Consider the following 15335-nt stretch of genomic DNA (forward strand, 5'->3'; position numbering starts at 1 on the left):
CCCCTACCCGCTCCCCTGGCCCTCAGTCGAACCGGACCCGTCCTCCATGTCCGGCTCAACCCCTCCGCACAGGACGACGTCCTGAGCACCGCGGTCCTGGACGCACTCATCGCCGTCCTCGACAACCTCCACGACCAGCCCGACGTCCGCATCCTGGTGCTCTCGTCCCTGGGCGACGACTTCTGCCTGGGAGCCGACCGCCGGGAGTACCAGGACGCCCTGGCCGTCGATCCCACGGGGGCCACGCTGCGACGTGTCGCGGACCGGGCCCACCGCCTGTGCCAGGCACTGGAAGACACCCACGCAATCACCATCGCCCGGCTCCACGGCAAGGTCATCGGGGCCGGCCTCGCGCTCGCCGCCTACTGCGACCTGCGCGCGGGCGCCGACACGTGCCGCTTCCGGATGCCGGAGGTCGGCGTCGGACTCGCACCCGCGTGGGGCGGCGCCATGGGCCGTCTGATCGCGGAAGCCGGCGCCGCCCGGATCCGTGAACTCATGCTCACCTGCGACGACTTCGACGCGCCCACGGCCCATCGCCTCGGACTCCTGCACAAGGTCGCCCCGCTCGAAGAGCTGGACGACACCGTCACCGCCTGGACCAAACCCCTCGCACGGCGCTCCCCCCAGGCCCTCGTGCTGACCAAACGCATGCTCACCGGCTACGCCAGAGCCGCCCGCATCGCCGACCCCACCCTCCTGGACGCCCACCTCCTCACCGCCCAACTGGCCCAACCCCGCTGACCAACCCCAAGGAGCCCCACCCCACAGCCGCCCGGCCCCTCTAGTACGCCTAGGGCCCTCCGGGCAGTTGACCCCCTCCCCCGTTCATGGCGAGGTTCTCGCGCACCATGACGAACTCACTGTGAACGGGGTGTAATCCGGCCCTGGCACCCGCCGGTGAACTGATGGAAACCGCGCGACGGCTCGGCCGCGGATCGCGGAGGTGCTCAGTCGAGACAGAACTCGTTGCCCTCGACGTCCTGCATCACGATGCAGGACTCGTTGACGCCGTCGGCGCGCAGCAGTTGTACGCGTGTGGCGCCGAGCGCGACGAGGCGTGTGCACTCGGCTTCGAGGGTGGCGAGGCGTTCCTCGCCCACGAGACCGGTGCCGGCCCGCACGTCGAGATGGACCCGGTTCTTGACGACCTTGCCTTCGGGGACGCGTTGGAAGTACAGCCGGGGGCCCACGCCGGTGGGATCACCGCATGCGAACGACGCGCCCTGCCGCTCAGCGGGCAGAGAGCGATCGAACGCCTCCCACGTGGCGAACCCCTCCGGTGGCGCCGGCACCTCGTACCCCAGCACCTCGCACCAGAAGCGAGCCACCCGCTCGGGTTCGGCGCAGTCGAAGGTGACCTGGAACTTCTTGATCGCTGACATCGGCGCACCATAGCAGGGGCGAATCCCGCCGCAACCGCGCGGGCGGAATGGGGCAGAATACTCGGCATGACGATGTGAAGAGCACGAGAGAACCGGTGGCGTTGGCTGAAGGTCAGCGTCTGGGACACGGTCGCCGACGGGGATCAGCGGACCTGTGCGGCCTGCGGGACCCCCGTCCGTTCGTACCAGTACCGCTTCCATCCACCCGAGTCCGCCATGTTCGAGCGCTGTATCGGGCTCGCGTGGTGCTCCGGCTGCCGGATCTACTCCGGCTCGATGGTTCACGTTCCGCGCAAGCGTGTCCTCGTCGACGCGCTGGCCTCGCTCCCCCGCGACCAGAGGGAACGCATCGAACGGAGCGAGACCAGGCTGGTCGATTTCCTGGACAGACAGGCCCGGGGCAAGGGCACGCCCCCCTCTCGATGACGGTCTGCCGGGTTCACGCCGGGTAAGGGGTCGTCTCGCGTGCCGACTTGAGTGCGCCCGCCCACCAGGCCAGCTGGTCGAGGAGGGTCTTGGCGTAACCGGGGGTCTCGGGGTCCAGCGGGTGACCGTCGTGCCATGCCGTGAAGTAGTTGGGGAAGGCGAGTCCGTCGCGGATCGTCACCGCGTGCAGTTCGGTGAGGACGTTCTCCAGGTGCAGAATCGCGTGCCGGCCGCCCGCCGCGCCCCCGTAGCTGACGAAGGCGACCGGCTTGGCCGTCCACTGGGTGAAGTGCCAGTCGATGGCCGCCTTCAGGGAGGCGGGGTAGCTGTGGTTGTACTCGGGTGTGACGACGACGAACGCGTCCGCGCTCTCCAGGGCGGTGGTCAGCGGCCGCATCCCGGCCGGGCGAGGGTAGTCGTCTCCGGCGTACTTCGGTGATGCCGCGGGCAGCGACAGCGGGATCTCCACATCGGCCAGATCGACGACATCGACGTCGAACCCGCCGTGCAGGTCGGCCTGTTCGGCGAACCAGGAGGCCACGACCGGGCCGAAGCGCCCCTCTCGGACGCTCGCCACGACGACCACCAGCTTGTGCGTGTTGTTGTCCATGCCCACCACCATCGGGTCGGCCCTCGGGCACAGCCAGGCCGAGCCGAGACTGGCCCCCGCAGGGCCACCCTCAGCCCACCGCGCCCCGTCCGGACCGCCCTATCCTCAAGGCATGGGTACGCCGTTGGGTGACTTCATCCGGAGCAAGCGCGACAGCATCCAGCCTCAGACGCTCGGCCTGCCGGATCGGGGCCGCCGCCGCTCACCGGGGCTCCGCCGTACAGATCTCGCGGCGCGCGCCGGCATCAGCGTCGAGTACCTGACCCGCATCGAGCAGGGCCGTGACCGCAATCCCTCGGTGGCGGTGGTGCACGCACTCGCCGACGCCCTCAGCCTCTCCCCCTCCGAGCGCGACCACCTGCGCTATCTCACGAAGATCACCGGTGGTGAGTGCACCGCGCACACCCGGCCCGCACCCCCGCCCCGCCATGTGCGGGACGCCGTACGGCAGACGCTCCGCCTTCTCGAACCGGGCATCGCCGTGGTGACCAACCGGCTCGGTGACCTCCTCGCCCACACCCCGGCGTACGCGTCGGTGACGAACGGCAGCGGACTGCTCGACACCGAAGCCCCGAACCTCACCCGCTACGTCTTCACCGACCCCCGCGCCCGCGCGTTCTTCGCCGACTGGGACGACATCGCCGACGAGCAGGCCTTCGACCTGTGGCTCGCCCCCACCGTGGAGAGCTCCGAGTGGTTCACCGCGCGACTCGCACCCCTCGCCGGCCCCGACCTGACCCGCCGCCTCAACCGGCACGTCGTGCCGCGACGGGGAGTCCTCCGGCTCAACCATCCAGCCGGACGCGAGCTTCGGCTGCTGCGGGAGACGCTCGAACTCCCCGCGGACGACCAACAGTTGACCGTGCTCCTCCCCGCGGACGAGGAGACCGCCGCGGCCGTCGAAGAGCTCCGCCACGGACACGGACAGGCCCACCACGGCGCGCTCCGGGCCATCTCCTGACCTGTGCCGAGCCAGACCCTGCCGGATCGCGCGCGATGTGGTGAAGACTGACCACATGCCCACTGACCACATGCCCTACGACCCCGGCGGAGTCCTCTTCATAGCGCTCGGTCTCGTTCTCGTCGCCGCCGGCTCCCTGTGGCGGGGGCGAGTCGTGCGCCCCCTCTCGGTCAAGCGGGCCCATGCGGCAGCGACCAGGGACCGTTCGAGGAACCTGCTGCGAGCCGCGGACATGGCGATCGCCGAAGCGCGCCGTCAGGCCACCCTGGGTGAGCCGGCCATCGTGACCGTCGGGGACGTGCACAGGGTGGCGTGCCGGCACTACGGATACGTCTCCGTGGAGCACGAGGAGGCAGCCGCCGCCCTCCGTCGGCGCTTCGAGGCCGCGGACTGCCGGAGGGACTGCATGACGGATGCTTTCAACTGACCGCCTCCTCGCCCCCAAGCCGCACCTACCTCGGAAATGAAGTTGAGGATGCACATCCTGGAAGACCCGTCCGAGCTCTCGCCGCGCGCACAGGGATTCCTGCGTCGGGCAGGCCGGCGTGAGCGTTCTGTGCGGTTCGGGCTGCCGATGGAGCTCTGGCAGGTGCACGATCATGCGGGGAGACTCGTACCCGCCCCCATGGATCTCCTCATCCGATGCGAGGGATTCGAGCGGAAGTTCGCAGGCCTGCGCTACGAGGTACGCCGTAGCCGGGTCCTGGACGGGGAGCGGTACGCATCGGTCCGGGAGTGGGGGTACGACCACCTCGGAACGAAGACGCGCGCATGGCAGGACCCCGTAAGAGGCGGCTGGTACTTCGAGTGGACCGGCGAGCGGGTGTCCAAGCCGTGCCGGGACCTGCTCCACACCGACGGCAGTGTGGGCACCGACATCGACGGTGGCAGCCCCTATCTCCCCATCGCGCCGTCCCTCCCGCATCTCATCGAATCGCATGCCCTCACCGACACCGTCGCGACCTGGCGGCCATGGCCCATGGGCGCGCTCGCGGCCTCGGCAGTCGCACTCCTGGACGGCCTGGCGGAAGTGCCCGAAGCCTCGTGGAGTTCCTCGCGGTGGCGGCTGTCGGACACCGTTGCCGTCATGGACCACGACACCTGGCACCGCGACAACCCGCGCCGACTGACGCACGTCTGGTCACGCGGAGAGGCCGGCCACCGCCAGGTGCGGGCGCTCCTGTGACACCCTGACGACCGTGATAGTCAGGGTGAGTGAGGCACGCGTCCGTCCTGAACGCTTCGACGCGTTCCACGACATGATCGTCTCCGCCGTACGCGGGTTTCCCGGCCGCTACCCCGGGCTGGTGGACCACGAGGTGCTCCTCGCGCCACCCCACTCGCTGCTGTACGTCAGTCGCTGGCGCAGCGAGCAGGACCTGGTCGACTACGCCGGTGAGCACTGGCGTGACCAGCCCGTGGTGCTGCCGGGCGAGGACGAGTACCTCGTGGTACCGCTCCAGGTACGGCACTTCACGCACGCGCCGCTGAGCTGATCCGCCGGCTCAGTCGGCCTGTGCGGCCGTGTCCGGCGGCAGATCCAGATGCTCGCGCAGGGTGGTGCCCCGGTACTCGGTGCGGTAGACACTTCGGCTCTGGAGCTCCGGTACCAGCTTGTCGACGATGTCGGTGACCGAGGACGGGAGCAGGTGCGGCACGATGTTGAATCCGTCGACGGCGCGGGTGGTGACGTAGTGGGTCCACTCGTCGGCCACGGCCGACGGCGTGCCGGTGAACGCCGGGTGGCCCGGTGCCACCTCCAGCACCAACTGCCGTATCGACAGGCCCCGTTCGGCCGCCAGCTCGCGCCATTTGCGGATCAGGGCGGCTTTGCCGGTGCGGTGCGCGAGGGAGATCGTGCCGCGTGAGGGGTCGAGTTCGTCCTCGCTGGGCTCGATGTCGGGAAGCGGTCCGTCCGGGTCGTAGGCGGACAGGTCGGTGCCCCAGTACTGCTCCAGGAAGGCGATCGCCCGGGGCCCGTTGATCTGTTCGGCGCGCACCCAGCGGGCCTTCTCCTGCGCCTCCGCGGGCGTGTCGCCGAGGACGACGCTCGCGCCCGGCAGGATCCGCAGCGAGTCCGGGGAACGGCCGTACCGGGACAGCCGGTCGCGCAGGTCGGCGGCGTAGGCGACGGCCTTGCCGTACTCGGTGTTGGCGGAGAAGACGACGTCGGCGTGGCGGGCGGCGAGTTCGCGGCCGCCGTCGGAGTCCCCGGCCTGGAAGAGCACCGGCCTGCCCTGCGGGCCGGGCGGGACGGTGGCGGTCGCGCGGAACCGCACCAGGTCGGTGTCCCGCTCCACCGGCCGCGAGGACGACCAGAGTGCCTTCGCGGCCTCGACGAACTGTGTCGCACGGTCGTAGCGGCGTTCGTGCTCCAGCCAGCCGCCTTGCCGGAAGTTGGCTCCGGTCCAGGCGTTGTCGGTGGTCACGATGTTCCAGCCGGCCCGGCCCCCGGAGAGCAGGTCGAGGCTCGCCAGGCGGCGCGCGAGGTCGGCCGGATAGTTGTAGGTGGTGTTCTGGGTGGCGACCAGGCCGATGCGATCGGTGACGGCGGCCAGGGCGGAGAGCTGGGTGATTGCGTCGGGGCGGCCGGCCACGTCGAGGTCGAAGACCCTGCCCCGGTTCTCCCGCACCCGCAGTCCCTCGCCGAGGAAGAAGGCGTCGAAGAGTCCCCGCTCCAGGGTCCGCACCACGTCGACGAAGGTCCCGATCGCGGTGTGCGAGGGGGCGTCGGGGTCGGTCCAGATCAGCTGGGGTCCCACTCCGGTGAAGAACAGGCCGAGGTGGAGCTGGGGTCGGGAGGAGGGTTCGGTCATGGCGGTCACCTCAGGCGTTCGTGGTCGCGGCGGCGAATCGGCTGGCGGGGCGGGGCAGGCCGAGCGTGGTGCGCAGCGTGTCGCCGGAGCGGGGCGGGTGGTGCAGGCCCGCCGCGGCCAGGGCGGGCAGGACCCGGTCGGCCAGGACGGGCAGGTCGTCGGCGAGGACGGCGGGGTGCAGCCGTACGCCGTCGACGGACCGGGCGAGTTCGGTGAGGAGTTCGGTGAGCGCTTCCGGGGAGCCGACGTGGCGCAGTCTTCCGGTCCGGGGCCGGTCCGCCCCGGCGTCGAGTGCCGCGAGGCGGTCGGTGGCCGGGACTGCGGTGTCGAGGACGACCTCCACCTCGGCGAAGACCAGGGTCGCCCCGCTCTCCCGGGCGGCGTCCGCGCGGGAGGCGATGTCGGCGACGGTCGAGCGGGCGATCAGGACCACGTCGGCGCGCTCGTCGATCTCCAGCGCGTCCGGGGCGAGGACGACGATCTGGCCCTGCGGCGAACGGGGCGTGATCAGGGGGCCCTTGACGGTGAAGGAGGCGCCCTCGAAGTCGATGTGGTGCACACGGTCCGGGTCCAGGAAACGGCCGGTGGGAACGTCCTTGATGATCGCGCCGTCCTCCCAGGAGTCCCACAGGGCACGGGCGGTGTCGACGACGTCCGCGATCTCCCGGCGCAGCGCGTCGGCGGCGAGCGGGGAGCGTCCGACGGTGGCGAGGTCGTCCGGTCCTGCCGCCGCTCCCACCAGCCAGGCGGCCCGGCCGTGCGACGCGTGGTCCAGAGCGGCCAACTGCGTGGCGAGGTGGAAGGGTTCGGTGGTCGTGACGTGCAGTGTGGGTGCGAGCCCGATGCGGTCGGTGAGGCCCGAGACGTACGCCGCGCGGGTGCCGGCCTCGATACGGCCGACCGGTTCCGGGCCCGGACCGGGCGGCAGCGGTGTGTCGGCGAAGGTGACGAGGGCGAAGCCCGCGTGCTCGGCGGAGCGGACCGACTCCCGAACCGCCCGCGGGGTCAAGGTCGTTGGGGCGGCAGGGTGGGCGCCACCGCCGTCGGCCTCAAGGGCGAGGTGCAGACCGGCGTGGCGTTCAGTCATGGGGAGTCTCCGGTGGATGGTTCGGATGCAGGGGGGTGTTCGAGGGAAGGGGGCGGTCACGTCGGTGCGCGTCACGGACGCGTCAGACCTGAAGGCCTCTGGACGGCCGGGCGGGTTCGAGCGGCACCGGACGGCGTTGTTCGCCCGTGACGGCGGGATCCGACTTCACGCGAGGGCACGGCAGTAGGCCGGTGCGAAAAGGGGTGAAGGGAGCCGGTGGTCAGCGACAGATCTGGTCGAACTGATCGGCTCGACGGCCCACCCAGAACGGGTCGAGCAGCACGGTGCGTGCCTGACCTGCGGTCTCCATGACCGGATCAAAACACACGACGGAAGGGGCGTCCACCATGTGTCCCGGCACGTGAGACGACCCCGTCTTCTCCAACAGGGCGCACGATTCCGGCATTGACGTACGACAAGACCGCTCCGTACGATCACGATCGGCATTGAGTGTCAGCGTCAAGCCCTGGCTTGCTGACCGGCAACCCTCCCGCGCGGTGGGGTGCTCCAGGTGAAAGCCCGGCGGGATCACCGAGGATTCCCGCAAACGCGTGGCCCCGTCACCGGGGCCGGAGATGTGGAGGACCGATATGGGGCACGGTGGTGAGCTCAGCGCCTCCTTCGCCGTAGCCACGGTGTTCTCCCGCCTCGCGCGTCGGCGCCACATCGATCTGAAGCGCTCGACCAGCTGCCTCTGTCAGGCCTGACGAGCCCCTCCGCGGCCGGCTGACCCGCGTCACCGGCCCGCCTTCCCCGTATTTCCCCTGGCCACCGGCGCTCCCGGTGTCGCCCGCCTGTCCCCGTCTGCACAGCGCTCCCCCGCCACCGGCGTCACGCCGGCCGGGGCCGCACACCCACGCACGGCCGTGCCTGGTAGGGCACCCCCTTGCCTGGTGACACGAGTAGGAGAAACCCCTCCGTGACAGCACTTCCGGATTTCAGAACCTCCCGATGGGCGCCCCTCGCCGCCCTCCTCACCACCAGCGTCCTGCTGACCGCCTGCGGATCGGGCAGCGACGGCTCCGGCGGCGGAAGCGGCAAGCCGAAGTCCGGCGGCACCCTGACCTTCGCCGTGGGTTCCGACGCCGGCTGCGTGGACCCGCAGCAGGTCGGCAGCAACGAGAGCATCTACTCGGTACGCCAGACCGTGGACTCCCTGACCGACCAGGACCCCGAGACCGGCAAGATCGTGCCGTGGCTGGCCAAGAGCTGGGACATCAACGCCGACGCCACGGAGTTTACGTTCCATCTGCGCTCGGGTGTCACCTTCAGCGACGGCTCCGAGCTCACCGCGCAGGTGGTCAAGGACAACTTCGACGCGGTGCCGAAGCTCGGCGCCCTCGGCGTTCTCGCCCAGGGCTATCTGAGCAGCGTCAAGGGCACCACGGCGGTCGACCCGCTCACCGTCAAGGTGACCTTCAAGGAGCCCAACGCGCAGTTCCTCCAGGCGACTTCGACCCACTCGCTGGGCATCGAGTCGTCGGCGAGCGCGAAGAAGACCCCGCAGCAGAAGTGCAGCGACGGTGTGGTCGGGTCCGGGCCGTTCGTGCTGAAGCAGTACGTGCAGAACCAGTCGATCACCCTGGCCAAGCGCACCGGGTACGACTGGGGCTCCTCGCTGTGGTCCAAGAAGGGCGAGGCCTACCTGGACAAGCTGGTGTTCAAGGTGGTGCCCGAGGCGGGGGTACGGGCCGGGAGCCTCCAGTCCGGCCAGGTGGACGCGATCAGCAGCGTCGGCAAGGCCAACGAGGCGGCGCTCAAGGGCGGTCAGGTGACCCTCCTGCGCCGGGCCAACCCCGGCGTGGTGTTCGGGCTGGGTGTCAACAACTCGCGGCCCGTCCTCAAGGACGTGAAGGTGCGCCAGGCGATCCTCGCCGCCGTCGACCGCAAGCAGATCGCCGACACCGTGTTCCCGACCGGCACCAAGCCGGCGACGAGCATCCTGGCGCACACCACGCCCGACTACACGGACCTCTCCTCGGATCTCGCCTTCGACGCGGCCAAGGCCAAGTCCCTGCTGGACGAGGCCGGTTGGAAGGCCGGCAGCGACGGCATCCGTGCCAAGGACGGCAAGAAGCTGAGCCTGTCCATCGCCTGGTTCCCCAACGCGGCCACCAACCAGCCCGCACTGGAGCTGGTCCAGCAGCAGCTGAAGGCCGTCGGAATCGACGTGGCGCTCAAGCAGGGCCAGGTCAGCCAGTTCGCCACCACCCTCCAGGGCGGCGACTTCGACCTGGTGTGGGGCAACGTGACCCGCGCCGACCCCGACATCCTGCGCAGCTCCTTCTCCAGCAAGCTCGCCAACTTCTACCGTCTGCCCGCCAGTTCGCTCGACACGGCGCTGACCGGGCAGGCCGCGACCACCGACACCGCCAAGCGCGAGCAGCTGGTGGACGAGGCGCAGAAGCTGATCGTGCGGAACGCGTACAACGTGCCGGTGGTGGAGCTCCAGACCCAGCTGGCCGTGACGAAGAAGGTGCACGACCTCACCTTCGACTCGGGCAGCCGTATCCAGCTGCACGACACCTGGATCGGGTAGCGCGTGCGCCGCTATGTGATCAAACGGCTGGCGCAGGCGGTCGGGGTGCTGTGGGCGGCGTACACGGTGTCGTTCGTGGTGCTGGACCTCCTGCCCGGTGACCCGGTCACCGCGATGGCCAGCGCCGGAATGGACTCGGGGGACGTCGACCCGGCCAGGCTGGCCGCGCTGCGGCACGAGTACGGCTTCGACAAGCCGGTGCTAGCGCAGTACGCCGGCTATCTGGGCCGGGCGGTGCGCGGGGACTTCGGCGACTCGATCTCCACGGGCCGCCCGGTGACCTCCACCCTGACCGACGCGTTGCCGCAGACGCTCCAACTCACGAGTGCGGCACTGCTGTTGGCGGTTCTGTTCGGCGGCGGGCTCGCGGTGGCGGCGACGTACACCTCGCGGCGGTGGCTGCGGCAGCTGCTGCTGTCGCTGCCCCCGCTCGGGGTGTCGGTCCCGACGTTCTGGGTGGGGCTGCTGCTCGTCGAGGCGTTCTCGTTCCGGCTGCGCTGGTTCCCGGCGTTCGGCAACGACGGGCTGCGAGGACTGGTGCTGCCGGCCCTGACGCTGGCGATCCCGACCGGCGCGCAGGTCGCGCAGGTGCTGGCCAAGAGCCTGCTCACCGCGCTCGACCAGGCCTACGTGGAGACCGCGCGCGCCAAGGGCGCCGGCCGCTGGCAGGTGCATCTGCGGCACGCGCTGCGCAACGCGTCGCTGCCCGCGCTGACGGTCGTGGGCCTGCTGGTCGGGCAGCTGATCGCCGGTTCGGTGGTCGTCGAGACGGTGTTCTCCCGCGACGGTCTGGGCCGGGTGACCGCGGCGGCGGTCACTTCTCAGGACATCCCGCTGGTCCAGGGGGTGGTGGTGTTCGGGGCGCTGATCTTCGTGGCGACGAATCTGCTCGTCGACCTCGTGTATCCGCTCCTCGACCCGCGGATCGTGGTGGCCTCGGACAGGAGGGCGAGCTTCATATGAGTCAGAGCCTTGTCGACGACCAGGCCGAGGCCGCCCCCGGTCCCGTCCGCCCGGTCGAGCCGGGAACCCAGGCCAAAGCGGGCCGGGGCCGTGCCGAGGTACGGCAGGTGCTGCGGTTCCTGGTGCGGCGCCCCGGTCTGATGCTGTCGGCCGTCGTCGTCGTGCTGGTGGTGCTGGCCTCGTTCTGGCCGGATCTGTTCACCTCGCAGGATCCGCTCAAGGGGGTGCCGTCCGAGAACTTCCGCGGTCCGAGCGGCAGTCACTGGTTCGGCACGGACGAACTGGGCCGCGATGTGTTCTCCCGTGTGGTCCACGGCGCCCAGCTCTCGCTCAAGGCCACGATCATCGCGGTCCTGGTCGCGTTCGTGGTCGGTGGTCTGCTCGGTGTGGTCGCCGGGTTCGTGGGCCGCTGGGTGGACGACGTGCTGATGCGCTTCGTCGACGTCCTCCTCTCCATCCCCGCGCTGTTCCTGTCGCTGGCCCTCGTCACCGCGCTCGGGTACGGGACGGTGAAGGTGTCGATCGCGGTCGGTATCGCCAGCGTCGCCTCCTTCGCCCGGGTGGCGCGCGCCGAGGTCCTGCGGGTACGGCAGGCGGTGTTCGTGGAGGCGTCCCGCGCGAGCGGGGCCCGCTGGTACTCGGTGCTGGGACGGCATGTCCTGCCCAACGCGGCGGGGCCCGTCATCGTCCTGGCCACGCTGGACTTCGGCGCCTCCATCCTGGCGGTGTCGGCGCTCAGCTTCCTCGGCTACGGCGCACCGCCACCCGCCCCGGAATGGGGGACGTTGATCTCCGACGGCCGCAACTACCTGGCCAACGCCTGGTGGTTGACCGCACTGCCCGGTCTGGCGATCGCCGCGACCGTGCTGGCCACCAACCGCATCGCCAGGGCACTGGACGGCGAATGGTCCCGGCGATGACGACACATGGACGTGAGAACGGTGAGGACGTGAGCACACCCCTGCTGGAAATACGCGGTCTGTCCGTGTCGTACCGCACGCGCGGCGGCACGGTCCCGGCGGTCCGCGGCGTGGACCTCGACGTGTGGCCGGGGCAGGTCACCGCGGTGGTCGGCGAGTCCGGCTCCGGCAAGAGCACCACCGCGCACGCCGTCACCCGCCTGCTGGCGGCCAACGGCACGATCGACGCGGGCACCATCCGCTTCGGTCGGCACGACCTCGCCACCCTGTCGGAGGCGGAACTGCGCCTCGTACGCGGTGCGCGGATCGGGCTGGTCCCGCAGGATCCGACGGTCTCTCTCAACCCGGTCAAGCGCATCGGCGACCAGGTCGCCGAGGTGCTGCGCATCCACTCCCTGGCGACCCGTCGTACGGCCGCCGCCGAGGCGATCGCCGTGCTGGACCGGGCCGGGCTGCCCGACGCGGCCGTCCGGGCCCGGCAGTACCCGCACGAGCTGTCCGGCGGCATGCGGCAACGCGCCCTGATCGCCGTCGCCATCGCCGCGAAGCCGAAGCTGATCATCGCCGACGAGCCGACGAGCGCGCTCGACGTCACCGTGCAGCGCGTCATCCTCGACCATCTCCAGCACCTCACCGAGAAGTCGGGCACCTCAGTGCTGCTCGTGACCCACGACCTCGGGGTCGCCGCCGACCGGGCCCAGCGTCTGGTGGTCATGTCGCAGGGCAGGGTGGTGGAGGCGGGCCCGACCCACGACATCCTGGCCGACCCCCAACACGAGTACACCCGGCGACTGCTGGCCAGCGCCCCGAGCCTGACCACCGCCCGGCCCCGCACCCCCGTGCCCGCGCCGAAGGCCGATGCGGCGCCGCTGGTCGACGTACGCGACCTGGTCAAGGAGTTCAGGCTGCCCCGCACCGGGGACGGCCCCCGGACCCTGCGCGCGGTCGACGACGTCAGCTTCACCCTCCACCGCGGCCGGACCCTCGCGCTGGTCGGCGAGTCCGGCTCGGGCAAGTCCACCACCGCGCGCCTGGTGCTCCGCCTCGCCGACGCCACCGCCGGACAGATCCTGTTCGACGGCACCGACGTCACCACCGCCCGGGGCGCCCGGGCCAGAGAGCTGCGCCGCCGCGCCCAGCTCGTCTACCAGAACCCGTACGCGTCCCTCGACCCCCGCTTCTCCATCGGCGAGGTGATCACCGAGCCGCTGCGCGCCTTCAAGGTCGGCGACCGCGCCTCCCAGCTCGACCGGGCCCGCGAACTGCTCGACCGGGTGGCACTGCCCGCCGCCACGCTGGAGCGCCGGCCGGCGGAGCTCTCCGGTGGGCAGCGGCAGCGCGTGGCCATCGCCCGCGCTCTCGCCCTCTCCCCCGACCTGGTGGTGTGCGACGAGCCGGTCTCCGCGCTCGACGTGTCCGTGCAGGCCCAAGTCCTGGACCTGCTGGCCGAGTTGCAGGCGGACACCGGTGTGGCGTACCTCTTCATCTCGCACGACCTGGCCGTCGTACGCCAGATCGCGCACCAGGTCGCCGTCATGCGGGCCGGCCGGATCGTCGAGACGGGCCCGCCGGAGGAGCTCTTCACCCACCCCCGCCACGCGTACACCCGCGAGCTGCTCGCGGCGATCCCCGGCGGTCGGGTCCCCTCCCCCGCAGAGACCTTCACAAGCTGAGGACCTGGGTCATATGAGCACTCCCACCATCACGTCACTGGCCTTCCTCACCCCGGGCAACTTCGTCGACGACGACCCGTTCACCGGCCTGGAGGAGACGCTCCGGCTGTTCGAGTACGGCGAGCGGTCGGGCTTCGACGGCGCCTGGATCCGACAGCGCCACCTCGAACACGGCGTCGGCTCGGCGGCCGTGTTCCTCGCCGCGGCCGGCCAGCGCACCGAGCGGATCGAGCTGGGCACCGCGGTCATCCCCATCGGCTACGAGAGCCCGTTCCGCCTGGCCGAGGACCTGGCGCTGGCCGACGTCCTGTCCCGGGGCCGGCTCCAGATCGGCTTCAGCACCGGGATGCCGCACGCCGAGCTGCTCGGCGACCTCGTGTACGACGGGGACTGGCGCGGCTTCGACCTGTCGTACGGCAGGATCGGCCGGGTCCTCGACAACCTGCGCGGCGGCTACCTCGGCGCCCCCGACGCGGTCATCCACTCCCCGGGCAACGTCCAGCGACCCCGTCTGCAACCGCACAGCCCCGGTCTGGCGCGGCGGATCTGGTACGGCGGCGGCAGTCTCCGCTCGGTCCGCTGGGCCGCCGAGAACGGCCTCGCCCTGCTGTCCGGCAACATCGTCACCGGCGAGAACACCGACGACTTCACCACGGCCCAGCTGAACCTGCTGGCCGAGTACCGTCGCGCCCGGTCCGGCGACCGCCCGGCGCGCGTGGCCCTGGGCCGCGTGATCGTGCCCCTGGACAGCGCCGACACGGCCACCCGCAGCCGCTACCGCGCCTACGCGGCGAGCCGCCACGAACGCACCCTCGCTCCCCATGGCCCCAAGCGCACCCTGTTCGCCCCGGACGTGGTGGGGACCGCCGAGCAGATCCTGGAGCAGCTGACCGCCGACCCGGTGCTCGCCGAGGTGTCCGAGCTGCGCCTGGAACTGCCGTACGAGTTCCACCGGGAGGAGTACGAGCAGATCCTGCACGACGTACGCCACCTGGTCGCACCGGAGTTGGGCTGGCGCCCCGCCGCGTCCGCGGTTCAGGGGGCGGCCCTGTGAGTGGCGTGCGGTGGGAGGTGCACACCCGTGAACCCTTCGCGGAGGGCCACCACTTCGCCGGCACCGGAGCGTACGAGGTGCTCACCGCGACCGCCCACTACTCCGTGGACCCCGGGGCATCCGCCCACCACGCCGTCCCCGATCTCGGCCTCGCGCCGCGCGACGGCACCGGCAGGGTCCGTTTCAGCGGGGACGTCGAAGTCCTGCGGCCGGTCGAGGGCGGCCGCCGACGTCTGTTCTTCGACTGGGGCAACCGCGGCAACAAGCGGGCCGTGCAGTACTTCTGCGACGCCCCGCACACCAACCGGCCACGGACGCTCGCGGACGCCGGGAACGGCTATCTGCTGCGCCGCGGGTACATGGTCGTCTTCGGTGCCTGGCAGGGCGACCTGCTCCCGGGCGACGGACGGCTGCTCCTCGACCTGCCGGTCGCCCGCCAGGACGGCAAGCCCGTACGGGGCCTCACGACGGCCGAGTTCATCGTCGAGGAACCCACCGGTTCGCTTCCGCTGTCCCGCTGGTCGAGCACCAGGTCCGACCCGGTCAGCGAGCGGGGCGTGCACAGCGCGCGCCTCACCCGGCGGCGCTACGCGCACAGCACGCCCGAGGAACTCCCCGCGGGAACGTGGCGGTTCGCCCGCTTGCAGGGCGGCGGCAGCGACCTCAAGGGTCACTCCACGGCCCTCGTCCCGAGCCGCCACGACCTGCACCTCGACGGCGGGTTCCAGCCCGGCTGGATCTACGAACTCGTCTACGAGGCCGAGGAGCCGCTCGTCCTGGGCCTGGGCCTGGTCGCGGTCCGCGACCTCGTGAGCCATCTGCGACGGAGGACGAGCGCCTGATCACCGGTGACCCCCGGGCGAGCGTCCAGAAGCGCCATCGGGACGCGGGCGAGTACACC

Annotated in this window: 15 protein-coding genes and 1 riboswitch; of the genes, 11 read left to right on the forward strand and 4 right to left on the reverse strand. The window is 71.1% G+C overall.

Annotation, left to right across the window (positions count from 1 at the left end):
- Positions 1-15 precede the first annotated feature (15 nt).
- Positions 16-744, forward strand: a complete 729-nt coding sequence (locus HLK59_RS06320; RefSeq protein WP_171140333.1) for an enoyl-CoA hydratase/isomerase family protein — start codon at positions 16-18, stop codon at positions 742-744.
- Between the two features lie 206 nt (positions 745-950).
- Here the strand turns inward: HLK59_RS06320 and HLK59_RS06325 are convergent, their stop codons facing one another.
- Together HLK59_RS06325 and HLK59_RS06330 are read right to left on the reverse strand one after the other, a co-directional pair.
- On the reverse strand, positions 951-1385 hold the full coding sequence (locus tag HLK59_RS06325; RefSeq protein WP_171140242.1) for a VOC family protein: 435 nt from the start codon (positions 1383-1385) through the stop codon (positions 951-953).
- 439 nt (positions 1386-1824) lie between these two features.
- Positions 1825-2421 (reverse strand): NAD(P)H-dependent oxidoreductase, encoded by a 597-nt coding sequence (locus HLK59_RS06330; protein ID WP_171140243.1) that lies wholly within the window; start codon positions 2419-2421, stop codon positions 1825-1827.
- A gap of 112 nt (positions 2422-2533) precedes the next feature.
- Between HLK59_RS06330 and HLK59_RS06335 the strand changes: the two genes are divergently transcribed.
- The 4 genes from HLK59_RS06335 to HLK59_RS06350 all read left to right on the forward strand — a co-directional run bounded on the left by HLK59_RS06335 (position 2534) and on the right by HLK59_RS06350 (position 4878).
- The gene (locus HLK59_RS06335) at positions 2534-3382 is read left to right on the forward strand and encodes a helix-turn-helix transcriptional regulator (RefSeq protein ID WP_171140244.1); all 849 of its coding nucleotides are present in this window, start codon (positions 2534-2536) and stop codon (positions 3380-3382) included.
- Between the two features lie 55 nt (positions 3383-3437).
- Positions 3438-3809, forward strand: coding sequence for a hypothetical protein (locus tag HLK59_RS06340; RefSeq protein ID WP_240982244.1), 372 nt, complete (start codon positions 3438-3440; stop codon positions 3807-3809).
- A gap of 198 nt (positions 3810-4007) precedes the next feature.
- Positions 4008-4568, forward strand: coding sequence for a hypothetical protein (locus tag HLK59_RS06345; RefSeq protein WP_206326841.1), 561 nt, complete (start codon positions 4008-4010; stop codon positions 4566-4568).
- 25 nt (positions 4569-4593) lie between these two features.
- Positions 4594-4878 carry an antibiotic biosynthesis monooxygenase gene (locus HLK59_RS06350; RefSeq protein ID WP_346779658.1) on the forward strand — a complete coding sequence of 95 codons (285 nt, stop codon included), beginning with the start codon at positions 4594-4596 and terminating at the stop codon, positions 4876-4878.
- Positions 4879-4887: 9 nt separating this feature from the next.
- Here the strand turns inward: HLK59_RS06350 and HLK59_RS06355 are convergent, their stop codons facing one another.
- Both HLK59_RS06355 and HLK59_RS06360 read right to left on the reverse strand, forming a co-directional pair.
- Positions 4888-6198, reverse strand: coding sequence for an LLM class flavin-dependent oxidoreductase (locus HLK59_RS06355; protein WP_171140246.1), 1311 nt, complete (start codon positions 6196-6198; stop codon positions 4888-4890).
- Positions 6199-6208: 10 nt separating this feature from the next.
- Positions 6209-7285 carry an LLM class flavin-dependent oxidoreductase gene (locus tag HLK59_RS06360; RefSeq protein WP_171140247.1) on the reverse strand — a complete coding sequence of 359 codons (1077 nt, stop codon included), beginning with the start codon at positions 7283-7285 and terminating at the stop codon, positions 6209-6211.
- Positions 7286-7727: 442 nt separating this feature from the next.
- A riboswitch (SAM riboswitch) is annotated at positions 7728-7841 on the forward strand.
- 363 nt (positions 7842-8204) lie between these two features.
- Here HLK59_RS06360 and HLK59_RS06365 point away from each other — a divergent pair.
- The 6 genes from HLK59_RS06365 to HLK59_RS06390 are packed head-to-tail and all read left to right on the forward strand — an operon-like array spanning position 8205 to position 15276.
- On the forward strand, positions 8205-9824 hold the full coding sequence (locus HLK59_RS06365) for an ABC transporter substrate-binding protein (RefSeq protein WP_171140248.1): 1620 nt from the start codon (positions 8205-8207) through the stop codon (positions 9822-9824).
- Between the two features lie 3 nt (positions 9825-9827).
- Complete coding sequence (locus tag HLK59_RS06370) at positions 9828-10787, forward strand: ABC transporter permease (protein ID WP_171140249.1); 960 nt, start codon at positions 9828-9830, stop codon at positions 10785-10787.
- Positions 10784-11707, forward strand: coding sequence for an ABC transporter permease (locus HLK59_RS06375; protein ID WP_171140250.1), 924 nt, complete (start codon positions 10784-10786; stop codon positions 11705-11707). Before HLK59_RS06370 ends, HLK59_RS06375 begins: the two co-directional genes overlap by 4 nt.
- Positions 11704-13380, forward strand: a complete 1677-nt coding sequence (locus HLK59_RS06380) for an ABC transporter ATP-binding protein (RefSeq protein WP_171140251.1) — start codon at positions 11704-11706, stop codon at positions 13378-13380. The genes HLK59_RS06375 and HLK59_RS06380 overlap by 4 nt, the downstream gene beginning before the upstream one ends.
- A 13-nt stretch (positions 13381-13393) precedes the next feature.
- A complete protein-coding gene (locus tag HLK59_RS06385; protein ID WP_171140252.1) occupies positions 13394-14434 on the forward strand; it encodes an LLM class flavin-dependent oxidoreductase in 1041 nt (346 codons plus the stop codon).
- Positions 14431-15276 carry a hypothetical protein gene (locus HLK59_RS06390; protein ID WP_171140253.1) on the forward strand — a complete coding sequence of 282 codons (846 nt, stop codon included), beginning with the start codon at positions 14431-14433 and terminating at the stop codon, positions 15274-15276. The genes HLK59_RS06385 and HLK59_RS06390 overlap by 4 nt, the downstream gene beginning before the upstream one ends.
- Positions 15277-15335: the final 59 nt, after the last annotated feature.

This window comes from Streptomyces sp. S3(2020), from assembly GCF_013044505.1.
Classification (GTDB): Bacteria; Actinomycetota; Actinomycetes; order Streptomycetales; family Streptomycetaceae; genus Streptomyces.

Coding starts and splice junctions, on each gene's coding strand:
- HLK59_RS06325 (WP_171140242.1), bottom strand. CDS start 1,385: ATGTCAGCGATCAAGAAGTTCCAGGTCACCTTCGACTGCGCCGAACCC.
- HLK59_RS06330 (WP_171140243.1), bottom strand. CDS start 2,421: ATGGACAACAACACGCACAAGCTGGTGGTCGTCGTGGCGAGCGTCCGA.
- HLK59_RS06335 (WP_171140244.1), top strand. CDS start 2,534: ATGGGTACGCCGTTGGGTGACTTCATCCGGAGCAAGCGCGACAGCATC.
- HLK59_RS06340 (WP_240982244.1), top strand. CDS start 3,438: ATGCCCACTGACCACATGCCCTACGACCCCGGCGGAGTCCTCTTCATA.
- HLK59_RS06345 (WP_206326841.1), top strand. CDS start 4,008: ATGGATCTCCTCATCCGATGCGAGGGATTCGAGCGGAAGTTCGCAGGC.
- HLK59_RS06355 (WP_171140246.1), bottom strand. CDS start 6,198: ATGACCGAACCCTCCTCCCGACCCCAGCTCCACCTCGGCCTGTTCTTC.
- HLK59_RS06360 (WP_171140247.1), bottom strand. CDS start 7,285: ATGACTGAACGCCACGCCGGTCTGCACCTCGCCCTTGAGGCCGACGGC.
- HLK59_RS06375 (WP_171140250.1), top strand. CDS start 10,784: ATGAGTCAGAGCCTTGTCGACGACCAGGCCGAGGCCGCCCCCGGTCCC.
- HLK59_RS06380 (WP_171140251.1), top strand. CDS start 11,704: ATGACGACACATGGACGTGAGAACGGTGAGGACGTGAGCACACCCCTG.
- HLK59_RS06385 (WP_171140252.1), top strand. CDS start 13,394: ATGAGCACTCCCACCATCACGTCACTGGCCTTCCTCACCCCGGGCAAC.